Below are 12,544 nucleotides of genomic sequence, written 5' to 3'. Positions count from 1 at the left end.
CTGGCGGTGAGCCGCGATACGCAGACTTTCGGTGTCATCCAGCGCTCGGCCGGCGGTGTGTTTCTTGCCAGTCTGCCGCTGACTGCACAACGGTCTGCGCTGGCGCTGGACCGGATTTTCGAGCACGGGCGACTGCCATCAGGCTTTCTGCTGGATTCGATTTATCTGCGCGCCGTCCTGCCGCCGCTTGGCGCACGATCCACGGATATCCGGCATGTGCTGATCATGCCCAGCGAAGTCCAGCAGGCGTGTCGACGGGCCAGTACGCCACAGGGTTACAAACCGATCTACTTCTCCTGCGCCGACGGAGCGCTGCTGAGGCTGCAACTGCACGCGTTCGAGCCCGGCACATTCTTCGACCGGTTCGGGCAAGTGGAATTGCGCCCCAACGCTTTTGTGTCAATGGAGCAGGCGGCGATTGATCAACGCAACAACAGCAAGGGCACTTTCAGCCTTGTCGAATACGTAAATCGGATGGCGCGAGCCGGTGACCTGCATGTCATTGAAACCAGCGCCTGCTGGTCTCGCCGTGGTCGGGTCGAGGAGGGCTGGCAACCGGGCCTTGCCGAGATATCTCGTGAGCGCCACTGGCAAAATCATCCGGTTCCGGCGCTGGGACCGATCTTCCAGCATCCCGACGATGCTGCCCGCTATGCCCAGCAACGGACCGACAATGAAATACTCGCTCGGACCGGCTATGAGGGCGCGGTTCTCGGGGAAAACTCCGGCCAGCGCTTTGTCCCGCTGGAGCCTGTTGCGTGGTTCGCCAACGAGGAAAATCTTCGTCTGCGTCTTTTCCGTACTGCCGAGGACCCTGCGACCGACTGGCGCCGACCGGCACCGCGCTTCCCTGACGGTTATGCCGTCGTGGCCAGTCATCAATTCAGCCTGTCGGGCAATACCTTGCTGGTCGCTGACAACGAACAGATCCGCAGTAATTTCGCCGAACCCGCGCTGGTGTATGCACACACCCACGAGTTGAAAAACCAAGGTTTCGATATTCGTGGGTATTACTACTCCACGCCCGGCCATGAGTTGCTCAAATACACGCCAGTGTACTCAGACGCCGAACGGGATCTGCTGCTGACCCGTTCGGCCGTTTATGAAAACGGGCAATGGGTCAGCCGCCTCACGCCTGGGCAATTTGTCTCCCGACTCCTGCAATTGGGCGAATTTCAGGTGTTGGTGGCAGGCGCGTATTGGCGCCATACCGGGCACCTGGGCAATGGTTGGCGAACCCGTCGGCAACAGCCGGCGGCCGAAGGTGCCGTGCGAATCAGAGATGAGTTGTAATTCGAATGCCGAGTCGGGCGCGGGCCACTGAGCCCGCGCCACACTATCAGCGCGGTAGATCGACGGTGCGCCGGGCGACTCGTGGCAAGACGAACCGGTCAAGCAACCACACGAACAGCAGCGAAGCCCCCACCAACGGAAACACCACCGCCAGCACCAGCATGATCGCCACGCCGGTTTTCCATGTCGGCAGGTCATGGCGCAGCGGCGGCACACCGAACTTGCCTTCAGGCCGACGCTTCCACCAGATCACCACGCCGCTGACGGCGCTGAGCAGAATCATCAGGCAGATCAGCAGCACGACGATCTGGTTGAAGGTGCCGAACATCTTGCCTTCGTGGAGCATCACGCCGATTTCGGTAGCGCGAGCAACGGTGCCGTAGTGCTCGAAACGCACATCGGCGAGAACCTTGCCGGTGTACTGATCGACGTGCAGGGTGGCGTCGTTGCGCGGGTCATCGGCGAATACGGCAATGGTGAACACGCCGGTGGCGGTAGTCGGCAGGGTGATGCTGTAGCCGGGCTCGACCTTGCGCTCACTGGCGATGTTCTGCACATCCTGCAGGCTGACTTCGGGTGCAGCGGGGCCGGCGTGGGCGGTGCCGTGATTCATGTGTTCGGCGTGGTCGCCGGACATCGGCATCGGTGTGTTTTCCATCGCCCATGGCACGGTCTGGCGGGTCGCGCTGTTGAGGCTGCGTGCCTCGATGTCGGAGGTCGGCACGTTGTCCCACATGGCGGCTGGAAACACGTTCCACACCTGCGCGTATTGCTTGCCCCAGAAACCGGTCCAGGTCATGCCGCTGAGCAACATCACCAACAGCAATGTCGCGCCCCAGAACCCGGTGACCGCATGCAGATCGCGCCACAACACTCGACCGCGGCTGTTCCAACGCGGCCACAGGATGCCCGCCGCCTGACCGCGCGGCCACCACAGGAACAGCCCCGAGACCACCAGCACCACGCCCCAGCCAGCGGCCATTTCGATCAGGCGATCGCCGACCGTGCCGATCATCAATTCGCCGTGGATCGCACGGGCGATGGCTTGCAGATTCTGCTTGGCATCCTGCTCGCCGAGGATGTCACCGTGGTACGGATCGACGAATACGTTGAGTTCGTGACCCGCGTTTTTCACCACGAATTGCGCGCTGCGCTCGGCATTCACCGGCGGCAGGTACTGAGTGACCTGGCCTTGCGGATAGGCAGCTTTCACCCGTTGCAGCAAGTCATCGGCTGGCACCGTGTGGTGCCCGACCGGTACTTCGAGCAGGCTGCTGTACATCAGCAAATCGAGCTGCGGTTTGAACAGATAAATGATCCCGGTCAGGGCCAGCATCACCATGAACGGCGCGACGAACAGCCCGGCATAGAAATGCCAGCGCCAGGCCAGGTTGTAGAAATTGGGTTGAGGCTTTTGCATCACGAGAGCTCCGCTTGGCTTGGTTCTTTTCGTTGTCTGTTTACCTGTGGGAGCGAGCCTGCTCGCGAAGCGGTTGTTCAGTCGATATCAATGCCGACCGTGGCGCCGTCTTCGCGAGCAGGCTCGCTCCCACATGGGTAGGTGTTGGTGTCAGAAACTCATATCCACTTTGGTCCAGAGCGTGCGCCCCGGTTCATTAATTGCCTGTGGGTCATTGGCCGGGTAACCGAACCCGGCGTTGCCAGCCAGGTTCAGGTGCTCGGCGTAGGCTTTGCCGAACAGGTTGTCGACGCCGCTGCTGACCTTCCAGTGCTGGTTGATGCGGTACGCGCCGTTGAGCGAGAACACGCCGAAGCCCGAGCTCTGGGCGTAATCCTTGCCGACCACGTTGCCCTTGTTCGCGTCGATGCGGTGCTGCGCGGCGACCACTCGCCAGAGTGCGCCGGCGCTCCACTTGGCCTCGCTGTAGGTCAGGCCGAAGCGCGCATCCAGCGGCGGCATCTGCGGCAGGGCCGAGCCGTCGCTGCTGTTCTTGCCCCAGGCATAGGCCAGGGTCGCATCGGCTTTCCAGTTGTCGGTGAGGTTGTAGGCAGCACCGAGTTCGCCACCCATGATCCGCGCGTCGATGTTTTCGGCGCGCGAGGTGCTCATGCCCATCATTCCCGGCGTGTAGTCGAACAGGATGTAATCGCGTACCACACCGATGTAACCCGAGGCCCAGGCTTCGAGGTCGGCGCTCCTGTAGTTCACGCCGAAGTCGAACTGCGTGGTCTTTTCCGGTTTGATCGAGTCGAACGCATTGACCGATCCTGCCGGGCCGGACTTGGGTGAAAACAACTCCCAGTAATCCGGAAAGCGTTGCGCGTGACCGAGGCCGGCGTAGAGCGTGGTCGGGCTGTCGGCGAGGTCATGCTCGTAACGGATGAAGCCGCTGGGCAGGGTGTCGGCGCGGGTGTCGTCGGCGGTCGGGTTGGGGCGGGACATCATCCCCGACCCGGTGGTCTGCCGGTAATCCTTGGCCGAAGCACGGTCGACACGGGCGCCAGTGATCAAGCGATCACGCTCGGCGGCGTACCAGGTCATTTCGCTGAACACGCCGTAGTTATGGAAATCGGCGTCCTTGCTGTACGGCAGGTCCTTGTAGGTATCGATGCCCATTGAGCTGCGCTGGCGGTGCTCGTTGGTCTGTGCGTCGAGGCCGGTGATCAGCTGAACATCAGCCCAGCGCCAGGTTGCTTTGATCCGTGCACCGAGGGTACGGCGGTCGACGTTGGACGCCATGGGCCCTGCCATCATCCCGGTGCCGGACGGGGTGCGCAGGGTGTAGTTATCCATCACATGGTCGGCGTAGTTGTAATAGACCTGTGCCTCAAGTTTTTCCAGCACCTCGCTGATGTTGGATTTCTCGAAACGCAGGCCGAGGCTTTCGCGCAGGAATTGCGAACCGTCCATGCCGCGCCCGGCATACCGCGCCTCGCCGTCGCCCTTGCCGGCGGTGAGTTCGATCAAGGTGTCGGCATCCGGCGTCCAGCCTAGTGCGACATCGCCGTTCCACTTGTCGTAACGCGAGGCGACGATGTCGTTGTTGCCATCGCGGTAATCGTCGGAATGCGCGGTGTTGCCGATGACTCGCACGTAGCCCAACGGACCGCCGGCAGCCGCGTCGACAACCTTGTCGAAACGCCCATGCGAGCCGGCCAGGATGCTGGCGTTGACGCGAGTGCCGAGTTCGCCGAAGTTCTCCGGCTCACGGTCGAACAGCACCGTACCGGCCGATGCGCCCGGCCCCCACAGGACCGTCTGCGGGCCTTTGATCACCGTGAGCTTGTCGTAGGTTTCCGGCGAGATGTACGAGGTCGGCGCGTCCATCCGGCCAGGGCAAGCGCCGAGCATCATGCTGCCGTTGGTGAGGATATTCAGGCGCGAACCGAACATGCCGCGCAGCACCGGATCGCCGTTGGTGCCGCCATTGCGCACCAGAGCGAAGCCGGGAATGGTCTTCAGGTAATCGCCGCCGTCACTGGCCGGCACCGGTTGGCGCGGATCCTTGGGGTTGGTGACGATCGTCAGTGGTGAGCTCGGGGCGATGGCAGTGATCACCGTCGGGCTCAGTTCATTTCCGTGGCCGGTGTGATCATCAGCCAGCGCCAGCGGTGTCAGCAGTACGCCGCAAAGGACGGCAATCGCGTGCCTGCAACGAATCCGCGATTCATTCAGGGCAAAGTGCGCGCGGGCAGATTCCGCGCAGGGGACAGCAGTAAACCTGGACATGACAATTTCCATCGAACAGTCGTAAACACCACGGCCGGCAGCCTGGCGCTGTCTTCTCAACCGTGTGCAATCAGAGGTGCGTGTTTACGTGGCGATGGGCGGGGCGCGGGTGCGGGCGCCGGGGAAGAAGGGTTGGCGGGCATGGCCCAGACGCGGGGAGGGTGGGGTGAAGGTGTTCGGTGGCGGGATGTTGAAGGCGACGAAATCGCCGCCGCCGGTCAGTGCCGGGCAGTTAAACAGCAGGCTGCAATAGCCGCATTTTTCCCACAGCACGTGATGCGAAGATTGCGGCGGGCAATGCTCGGCCGCAGGCTGGGCTGCATGGCCGCTGTGATTCATGCCGGGCATGTCCATCGACATGTCCATGCTCATTGGCATCGACGTCGAGGCGTGTTGATCCATCGGCATCGACTGAGAAATCAGTGGACCGATGAAGATCATCAGCATGGCGAACAGGGCGATCCAGCTGCCACGCGTCAGCGCTTGAGTCTGACGGTGATGCGGGACGGGCCTGGTGCGCAACGGACGCATGGGCGAAGTCAGCCGGGTCGGTTACTGAGCGTGGACGTGGCCCTGAGCGGATTCCGGCGCTTTCTTCTGCACGGCCACTTCAACGCTGACGTCACCGGCCTTTTCGAAATGCAGGGTCATCGGGAAACGCTTGCCGTCGCTGAGCAGGCTGCGATCGCTCGGGTTGAGCAGCATGACGTGGTAAGCCATCGGCGCGAAGGTCACGGTGCCGCCGGCGGGGATTTCCACGCTCGGTACTTGCTGCATCTTCATCAGATCGCCCTGCATCACGTGCTCGTGCAACTGCGCTTGTGCAGCGATGGGCGAGTCGACGCTGAGCAGGCGATCGGCGCTTTTACCGGTGTTGTGGATGATGAAGTAGGCGGCGACGGTCGGCGCATTCGGCGGCAGTTCCTGCGACCACGGATGGGCGATTTCCAGCGCATCCGCTTTGTATTCATGGGCATGGGCGAAGCACGCCGGCAACAACAGCGCGGCGAGGACGAAGAGTTTCTTCAACATGGCAGTTCTCCAGAACGATTTGAAACGCGGATTTGTGGCGCGAACAAATCAGACCAGAGGGGAAGCACGGGGATTGAGACTCGGCCATTGCTGGCGCGGCGTCGGGGTTTGCAGGGAGACGGGCGCAACGCTGCGGTTGCTTTCAAATTGCGCGAAATACAGCTGCGGCGAATGCCCCGGCAGCGCCAGCAATGGCGCCCCACCTGAGCAACACCAGCAGTGCTGCATGTTCGAATGGCTGTCGTTCTGCGGGACCTTCTGATCCGTGGCGCCGATGTCGATCGCCACCATCTTCATGCCGCTGCCGGTGCAGAAACTGCTCCAGAGTATCTGCTCGGCCGGTGAACTGGCCGCCTGCGCCATCGCCCCGCTCAGCGGCATGGCGAGCATGTTGAACAGCACTGCAAGGCAGGCGATCCAGGCAAATGCTAACCGGCGTCGGTTCATGGGACAGGTCCGTTGGGTGGGCGATCAGGCGCGGCCCATTTAGCCTGATCAGGGCCGATAAGTAAAAAAGCGTCGTGCGGTTTGGTGTCGCAGTGCTTGCTGCAAAAGTTGCAACAGTCTGCGCCCCGTTTCGATTTCGCCATTGTGAATGAGTGTAGCGGCTTCGATTCGCAATGCCTGGGCGAAATCCGCATCGGTCTCTATTCGTGCTCGTATGGTCTGCATAACGTCTCGACCCGCTGCTCGGTTAAGTTGCCCATCTCCCGAATCTTCCAGTGCACATCCTTCGATGTACTGGCCAAGATCGGCGCTGAAAGTCGGTGTTGTTTTGAATTTATGTGGGTGGTGTCTGGCCGGGTTGTAGGAATCGAGTCATATGCAAGCGGACCTGACGCCTTCGCGGGCAAGCCCGCTCCCACAGGTTTTGTGGCTTTTGCACAGATATTAGCTACACCGACAATCCCTGTGGGAGCGGGCTTGCCCGCGAAGGCGTCCTTGAAGTTTTCTGATTTCAGAGTGGGCCGAGGTTGGTGATCGCCGTGAGAACTTCTGCTATCGAGCCAAACTCCCGATCAACCCCCGGCAACCCCGGCCGCTTCAACACCAGCACCGGCACGCCACGCTCGCGCGCCACTTCGAGCTTCGGCTCGGTGGCGCTGCTGCCGCTGTTCTTGCTGATCAGCACATCGATCTGCCTGCGCTCGAACAGCGCGCGCTCGTCTTCCAGCAGAAACGGCCCACGGGCGCCGATCACTTCGCAGCGCGCGTTGCCGGGATAGACGTCGAGGGCGCGCAGGGTCCAGAACTGGTGGGCGGGGATTTCGTCGAGATGTTGCAGCGGTTCGCGGCCGAGGGTGAACAGCGGGCGGTGGAACGGTTGCAGCGCTGTGATCAGTTCGGCCCAGTCAGCCACCTCACGCCAGTCATCGCCCGCTTGCGGTTGCCAGGCGGGGCGGCGCAAGGCCCAGCAGGGAATGCCGGCAAGCTGTGCCGCGCGGGCGGCGTTGGCGCTGATTTGTGCGGCGTACGGGTGCGTGGCGTCGAGCAGCAGATCGACGCCCTCATCGGCGATGAACTGCGCCAGACCCTCAGCGCCGCCATAGCCGCCGACCCGAACCTGGCAGCGCAAATCGCTCGGCACCCGGCCAACGCCGGCGAGGCTGTAGATATGTTGTGGGCCGAGCGTGCGGGCAATCGCCAGCGCTTCAGTCACGCCGCCGAGCAGCAGGAGCCGTTTCATGCAAAACCTCCGGCGTGCCCGACAATCCCGCCCTGACGATCAATGGCAAACACCTCGACCTGCACCTGTGTCGGTACCACGCTGCGGGCGAAATTCAATGCGTGGCGACATACCTCATCCCCCAAAGCAATGCCCGCCGCACTGGCCATGGCCAAGGCTTGTTGGCTGGTATTGGCTTCGCGAATGCCTTGCTGCAACGCCGGCTCCGCGCCAATTGCCGCCGCCCACTTGGCCAGCTGCGGCAAATCGATGCTCGAATGCCGCGAATGCAGATCCATATGCCCGGCGGCGAGTTTGCTGATCTTGCCGAAGCCGCCGCACAGGCTGAGTTTATCCACAGGCACTTTGCGCAGATGCTTGAGCACCGCACCGACGAAATCACCCATCTCGATCAGGGCGATTTCCGGCAGGTCATAAACCCGGCGCATGGTGTCTTCGCTGGCGTTGCCGGTGCACGCGGCGATGTGCAGATAACCGTTGGTTTTCGCTACGTCGATGCCCTGATGGATCGAGGCGATGTAAGCGGCGCAGGAAAACGGTCGGACGATGCCGCTGGTACCGAGGATCGACAGGCCGCCAAGAATGCCCAGCCGTGGATTCATGGTTTTCAGCGCCAGTTCTGCGCCGCCCTCGACATTGACCGTGACCTCGAAGCCGCCACCGTAGCCGGTTTCGGCGGCGAGCAAGGCCAGGTGATCACTGATCATTTTGCGTGGCACCGGATTGATCGCCGGCTCGCCGACGGCCAATACCAGACCCGGTCGGGTCACCGTGCCGACGCCGACACCGGCGTTGAAGCGAATTCCCGGTTCGGCGCACAGTCGCACCTGTGAATAAAGCAGGGCACCGTGGGTGACGTCAGGGTCATCGCCGGCATCCTTGATCGTCCCGGCTTCGGCACCGTCTTCGCTCAGTCGGCAGAACTCCAGGCGCATCTGCACCTGTTTGCTCTTGGGCAAAGTGATGTGCACCGCGTCGGCAGCGATGCCGGTGAGCAACAGGCGCGCGGCGGCGAGGCTGGTGGCGGTGGCGCAGCTGCCGGTGGTGAGGCCGCTGCGCAGGGGCGCGGGTTGTTCGGCGGTTTCGTCACGCATCGAGGGGTTTGACCAGTTCCAGCAGGGTGATCGGCAACGCCTGACGCCAAGTGTCGAACTCGCCGAGCGGCTGCGCCTGGGCGACATGGATGCGCGTCAGCTCACCGCCGTATTGTTCGCGCCAATGCATCAGGGTGACTTCGCTTTGCAGGGTCACGGCGTTGGCCACCAATCGGCCGCCGGGCTTGAGCCGGTCCCAGCAGGTTTCGAATACACCCTCACGGGTGACGCCGCCGCCGATAAAAACAGCGTCCGGCCGTTCGAGGTTATCCAGTGCTTGCGGCGCCTTGCCACGAATCAGTTGCAGGCCGGGTACGCCCAGCGCATCGCGGTTGTGTTCGATCAATTGCTGACGGCCCTCGTCGGCCTCGACCGCCATGGCACGACAGCTCGGGTGCGCACGCATCCACTCGATGCCGATCGAGCCGCTGCCGGCGCCGACATCCCAGAGCAGTTCGCCGGGCTTCGGCGCCAGGCGGGCGAGGGTGATGGCGCGCACGTCGCGCTTGGTCAACTGGCCGTCGTGACGGAACGCCGAATCGGGCAAACCGGCGAGGCGCGACAGGCCGGTAACACCGGGGTCGGCCAAGCACTCGACAGCGACGACGTTGAGGTCGGCGACCGCCGGGTCGTCCCATTCGCTGGCGCTGCGTTCGATACGTCGTTCGGCGGCACCGCCCAGGTGCTCTAGCACAGTCATGCGACTTGGGCCGAAACCACGCTCGCGGAGCAATTGCGCAACGGCGGCCGGGCTGCTGCCGTCATTGCTCAGCAGCAACAGACGCACGCCGCTGAACAGATGCGCATTGAGCGCCGCCAGCGGACGCGCCACCAGCGACACAACCGTCACCTCTTGCAACGGCCAGCCCAGGCGCGCCGAGGCCAGTGCGCAGGACGAAGGCGCGGGAATGATCGACATTTCGGCGCTCGGCACCTGACCTGCCAGACTGGCACCGACGCCGTAGAACATCGGATCGCCGCTGGCCAGCACGCAGACCGGCGCGCCACGCGACTCGAGCACCAGCGCGAGGGAAAACGGACTCGGCCACAATTGCCGCTCGCCGCCAATGCACGGCGGCAGCAGGTCCAGCTGACGCTGGCCGCCGACGATCCGCGAAGCGCCCAGCAGAGCACGCCGGGCGTTTTTGCCCAGGCCCTTGAAGCCGTCTTCACCGATTCCCACGATCGTCAGCCAGGGTGACATCTATATTCCTCAAAACGTGCCGTTCCGACGGGCAGACTTTTCATGCCACCGGACAAAGCAGGCATAATACCGCGCCTTCGCCCGCGAAGCGCTCCTGCCACACAACCGGTCAGCCCCTTGAACGAACGCCCGATGTCCACCGCTTTACGCCCCTCGGCCTGCCCGGGGTTGCTGCGTATCGTCCAGGCACTGGACGGCGGTATCTGTCGGATCAAGCTCGATGGCGGTTCGATCAGTGCCGATCAGGCCGATGCGGTGGCCGCTGCCGCCGAGGAGTTTGCCAGTGGCGCGATCGAGGCGACCAATCGCGGCAATCTGCAGATTCGTGGTATCGGTGCGCAATCGGCGGCGCTGATCGAGCGCTTGCTGGCCGCTGGCCTCGGGCCAAAGAACGCTGCCGGCGACGATGTGCGCAATCTGATGCTCAGCCCGGCCGCCGGCATCGATCGGCAGATGCTGATCGACACGCGCTCGCTCGCAGGGCAAATCCTCGACACCTTGCAAAGCCATCCGCGCTTCCATGAGTTGAGCGCCAAGTTCGCCGTGCAGCTCGATGGCGGCGAAGCGCTGGCGATGCTCGAACATCCGCACGATCTGTGGCTGTCGGCATTCGAGCGTGACGGCGAAGTCCTCTGGGCATTCGGTCTGGCCGGTTGCCCGACCGATCGCCCTCTCGGCGCTGTGACTCAGGACAACGCTCACGCGCTGGTGGTCGCCGCGCTGGAACTGTTCCTCGACCTGGCCCGGCCAGAGCAAACACGGATGCGCCATCTGCTCGATGAGTTGCCCAGGCTCGCGTTTCTGGAATCGTTGCGCGAGCGCGTATCGCTCAAGGCAATCAGCAATTGGCAGCGCCCGGCGTCGGCAGACGCGCTGCACATCGGCGCTCATCAGCAGAACACGCAAGGCCGCTGCTACGTCGTCGCGGTGCCGCCACTGGGCCGTCTCGATCCGGCGATGCTGCGTGGCGCGGCGCAACTGGCCCGACAGTCTGGCGATGGCAGTCTGCGCTTCACGCCGTGGCAGAGCCTGCTGCTGCCGAACGTGAAAGCCACGGATACCGACAACGTGCTTGAGCAGTTGCGGGCGTTGGGCCTGCTGACGACCGACGCCGAACCGCTGACAAGGCTGATCGCCTGCACCGGCGCCGATGGCTGCGGCAAAGGCCTTGCCGACACCAAGCAGGATGCCCGGCAACTGGCACCTTTGCTGCCCGCAGGGCTCGGCGTGCACCTGTCGGGCTGCTCGCGCTCCTGCGCCGCCGCCCATTGCGCGCCAGCCACGCTGCTGGCGGTCGCCCCCGGTCATTACGACCTCTATTTTCGCGATGCAGCACAACCCGGTTTCGGCACGCTGCACGCCTGCAACCTTACTATTGAAGCGGCCGCGACCCTGCTCGACGCCCGCTCCCGGAGCCCCCTTGATGCTTGATTACATCCGCGACGGTCAGGAGATCTATCGCAACTCCTTCGCGATCATTCGCCGCGAGGCCAATCTGGCGCGCATTCCCGCCGATCTGGAAAAACTTGCGGTGCGGGTGATCCACGCCTGCGGCATGGTCGAGGCCGTCGACGGTCTGCAATTTTCCGAGGGCGCGGGCAAGGCCGGGCGCGATGCTCTGGCGGCCGGTGCGCCGATTCTCTGCGACGCGCGGATGGTCTCCGAAGGCGTGACCCGCGCGCGCCTGCCGGCCAATAACCAAGTGATCTGCACTTTGCGCGACGACAGCGTGCCGGAGCTTGCCCTTGAGCTGGGCAACACCCGCTCGGCCGCCGCGCTGGAACTGTGGCGCCCGCACCTTGAAGGCAGTGTGGTGGTGATCGGCAACGCACCGACCGCGCTGTTCTACTTGTTGGAAATGCTCGACGCCGGCGCGCCAAAACCGGCACTGATCCTTGGCTTCCCGGTCGGCTTCGTCGGTGCTGCCGAGTCGAAAGCGGCACTGGCCGCCGACAGTCGCGGCGTGCCGTTCGTGATCATGCAGGGTCGCCTGGGCGGCAGTGCCATGGCCGCCGCCGCCGTCAATGCCCTCGCCACGGAGATCGAATGATGGAGGCCAAAGGACGTCTGATCGGCCTCGGTGTCGGCCCCGGTGATCCGGAACTGATCACCGTCAAAGCCTTGCGCCTGCTGCGCGAATCGCCAGTGGTCGCGTATTTCGTGGCCAAGGGCAAGAAGGGCAATGCGTTCGGCATCATCGAGGCGCATCTGGTCGAGGCGCAGAATCTGCTGCCGCTGGTCTATCCGGTGACCACCGAGGCGTTGCCGGCGCCGCTGTCCTATGAACAGGTCATCAGCGATTTCTACGACGAAGCCGCTGTGGCGGTCGCCGAACATCTGGATGCCGGCCGCGATGTGGCGGTGATCTGCGAAGGCGACCCGTTCTTCTACGGCTCCTACATGTACCTGCATGACCGCCTCGCCAGCCGTTATGAGGCCGAAGTCGTGCCCGGCGTGTGCTCGATGCTCGGCGGCGCTTCGGTGCTCGGCGCGCCGCTGGTGTATCGCAATCAGAGCCTGTCGGTGCTTTCCGGCGTGCTGCC

Annotated in this window: 12 protein-coding genes; 4 read left to right on the top strand and 8 right to left on the bottom strand. The window is 63.5% G+C overall.

Annotation, left to right across the window (positions count from 1 at the left end; genetic code table 11):
- Positions 1-216 precede the first annotated feature (216 nt).
- A complete protein-coding gene (locus tag OQK_RS30385) occupies positions 217-1,293 on the top strand; it encodes a hypothetical protein (protein ID WP_238537156.1) in 1,077 nt (358 codons plus the stop codon).
- Positions 1,294-1,339: 46 nt separating this feature from the next.
- Here OQK_RS30385 and OQK_RS07820 read toward each other — a convergent pair whose 3' ends face one another.
- From OQK_RS07820 to OQK_RS07785, 8 genes are all read right to left on the bottom strand, one after another.
- A complete protein-coding gene (locus OQK_RS07820) occupies positions 1,340-2,713 on the bottom strand; it encodes a PepSY-associated TM helix domain-containing protein (protein ID WP_016771883.1) in 1,374 nt (457 codons plus the stop codon).
- A 150-nt stretch (positions 2,714-2,863) separates the two neighbouring features.
- Positions 2,864-4,984 (bottom strand): TonB-dependent copper receptor, encoded by a 2,121-nt coding sequence (locus OQK_RS07815; RefSeq protein WP_016771882.1) that lies wholly within the window; start codon positions 4,982-4,984, stop codon positions 2,864-2,866.
- Positions 4,985-5,068: 84 nt separating this feature from the next.
- The gene (locus OQK_RS07810; RefSeq protein ID WP_016771881.1) at positions 5,069-5,515 is read right to left on the bottom strand and encodes a DUF2946 domain-containing protein; all 447 of its coding nucleotides are present in this window, start codon (positions 5,513-5,515) and stop codon (positions 5,069-5,071) included.
- 21 nt (positions 5,516-5,536) lie between these two features.
- Positions 5,537-6,016, bottom strand: a complete 480-nt coding sequence (locus tag OQK_RS07805; protein ID WP_016771880.1) for a copper chaperone PCu(A)C — start codon at positions 6,014-6,016, stop codon at positions 5,537-5,539.
- 48 nt (positions 6,017-6,064) lie between these two features.
- Positions 6,065-6,463, bottom strand: coding sequence for a DUF2946 domain-containing protein (locus tag OQK_RS07800; RefSeq protein WP_016771879.1), 399 nt, complete (start codon positions 6,461-6,463; stop codon positions 6,065-6,067).
- A gap of 511 nt (positions 6,464-6,974) precedes the next feature.
- Positions 6,975-7,703: a cobalt-precorrin-6A reductase gene (locus OQK_RS07795; protein ID WP_016771878.1), complete on the bottom strand. Its 729-nt coding sequence runs from the start codon at positions 7,701-7,703 to the stop codon at positions 6,975-6,977.
- Positions 7,700-8,797, bottom strand: coding sequence for a cobalt-precorrin-5B (C(1))-methyltransferase (locus OQK_RS07790; protein ID WP_016771877.1), 1,098 nt, complete (start codon positions 8,795-8,797; stop codon positions 7,700-7,702). The genes OQK_RS07795 and OQK_RS07790 overlap by 4 nt, the downstream gene beginning before the upstream one ends.
- Positions 8,790-10,001: a bifunctional cobalt-precorrin-7 (C(5))-methyltransferase/cobalt-precorrin-6B (C(15))-methyltransferase gene (locus OQK_RS07785; protein WP_016771876.1), complete on the bottom strand. Its 1,212-nt coding sequence runs from the start codon at positions 9,999-10,001 to the stop codon at positions 8,790-8,792. Before OQK_RS07785 ends, OQK_RS07790 begins: the two co-directional genes overlap by 8 nt.
- 132 nt (positions 10,002-10,133) lie before the next feature.
- Here OQK_RS07785 and cobG point away from each other — a divergent pair, with 132 nt between their 5' ends.
- The 3 genes from cobG to OQK_RS07770 all read left to right on the top strand — a co-directional run.
- Positions 10,134-11,432, top strand: a complete 1,299-nt coding sequence (gene cobG / locus OQK_RS07780) for a precorrin-3B synthase (RefSeq protein ID WP_016771875.1) — start codon at positions 10,134-10,136, stop codon at positions 11,430-11,432.
- Positions 11,425-12,051: a precorrin-8X methylmutase gene (locus tag OQK_RS07775; RefSeq protein ID WP_016771874.1), complete on the top strand. Its 627-nt coding sequence runs from the start codon at positions 11,425-11,427 to the stop codon at positions 12,049-12,051. The genes cobG and OQK_RS07775 overlap by 8 nt, the downstream gene beginning before the upstream one ends.
- A partial coding sequence (locus OQK_RS07770; RefSeq protein ID WP_016771873.1) for a precorrin-2 C(20)-methyltransferase occupies positions 12,048-12,544 on the top strand: 497 nt, incomplete at its 3' end. The genes OQK_RS07775 and OQK_RS07770, both read left to right, overlap by 4 nt.

Source organism: Pseudomonas sp. R62 (genome assembly GCF_000257605.1).
Lineage (GTDB): Bacteria > Pseudomonadota > Gammaproteobacteria > Pseudomonadales > Pseudomonadaceae > Aquipseudomonas > Aquipseudomonas atacamensis.
The sequence above is the reverse complement of the archived record's forward strand: the minus strand, read 5'-3'. Positions and strand labels throughout refer to the sequence as shown.

Coding starts and splice junctions, on each gene's coding strand:
- OQK_RS07820 (WP_016771883.1), bottom strand. CDS start 2,713: ATGCAAAAGCCTCAACCCAATTTCTACAACCTGGCCTGGCGCTGGCAT.
- OQK_RS07785 (WP_016771876.1), bottom strand. CDS start 10,001: ATGTCACCCTGGCTGACGATCGTGGGAATCGGTGAAGACGGCTTCAAG.
- OQK_RS07775 (WP_016771874.1), top strand. CDS start 11,425: ATGCTTGATTACATCCGCGACGGTCAGGAGATCTATCGCAACTCCTTC.
- cobG (WP_016771875.1), top strand. CDS start 10,134: ATGTCCACCGCTTTACGCCCCTCGGCCTGCCCGGGGTTGCTGCGTATC.
- OQK_RS07800 (WP_016771879.1), bottom strand. CDS start 6,463: ATGAACCGACGCCGGTTAGCATTTGCCTGGATCGCCTGCCTTGCAGTG.
- OQK_RS07795 (WP_016771878.1), bottom strand. CDS start 7,703: ATGAAACGGCTCCTGCTGCTCGGCGGCGTGACTGAAGCGCTGGCGATT.
- OQK_RS07805 (WP_016771880.1), bottom strand. CDS start 6,016: ATGTTGAAGAAACTCTTCGTCCTCGCCGCGCTGTTGTTGCCGGCGTGC.
- OQK_RS07790 (WP_016771877.1), bottom strand. CDS start 8,797: ATGCGTGACGAAACCGCCGAACAACCCGCGCCCCTGCGCAGCGGCCTC.
- OQK_RS07815 (WP_016771882.1), bottom strand. CDS start 4,984: ATGTCCAGGTTTACTGCTGTCCCCTGCGCGGAATCTGCCCGCGCGCAC.
- OQK_RS07810 (WP_016771881.1), bottom strand. CDS start 5,515: ATGCGTCCGTTGCGCACCAGGCCCGTCCCGCATCACCGTCAGACTCAA.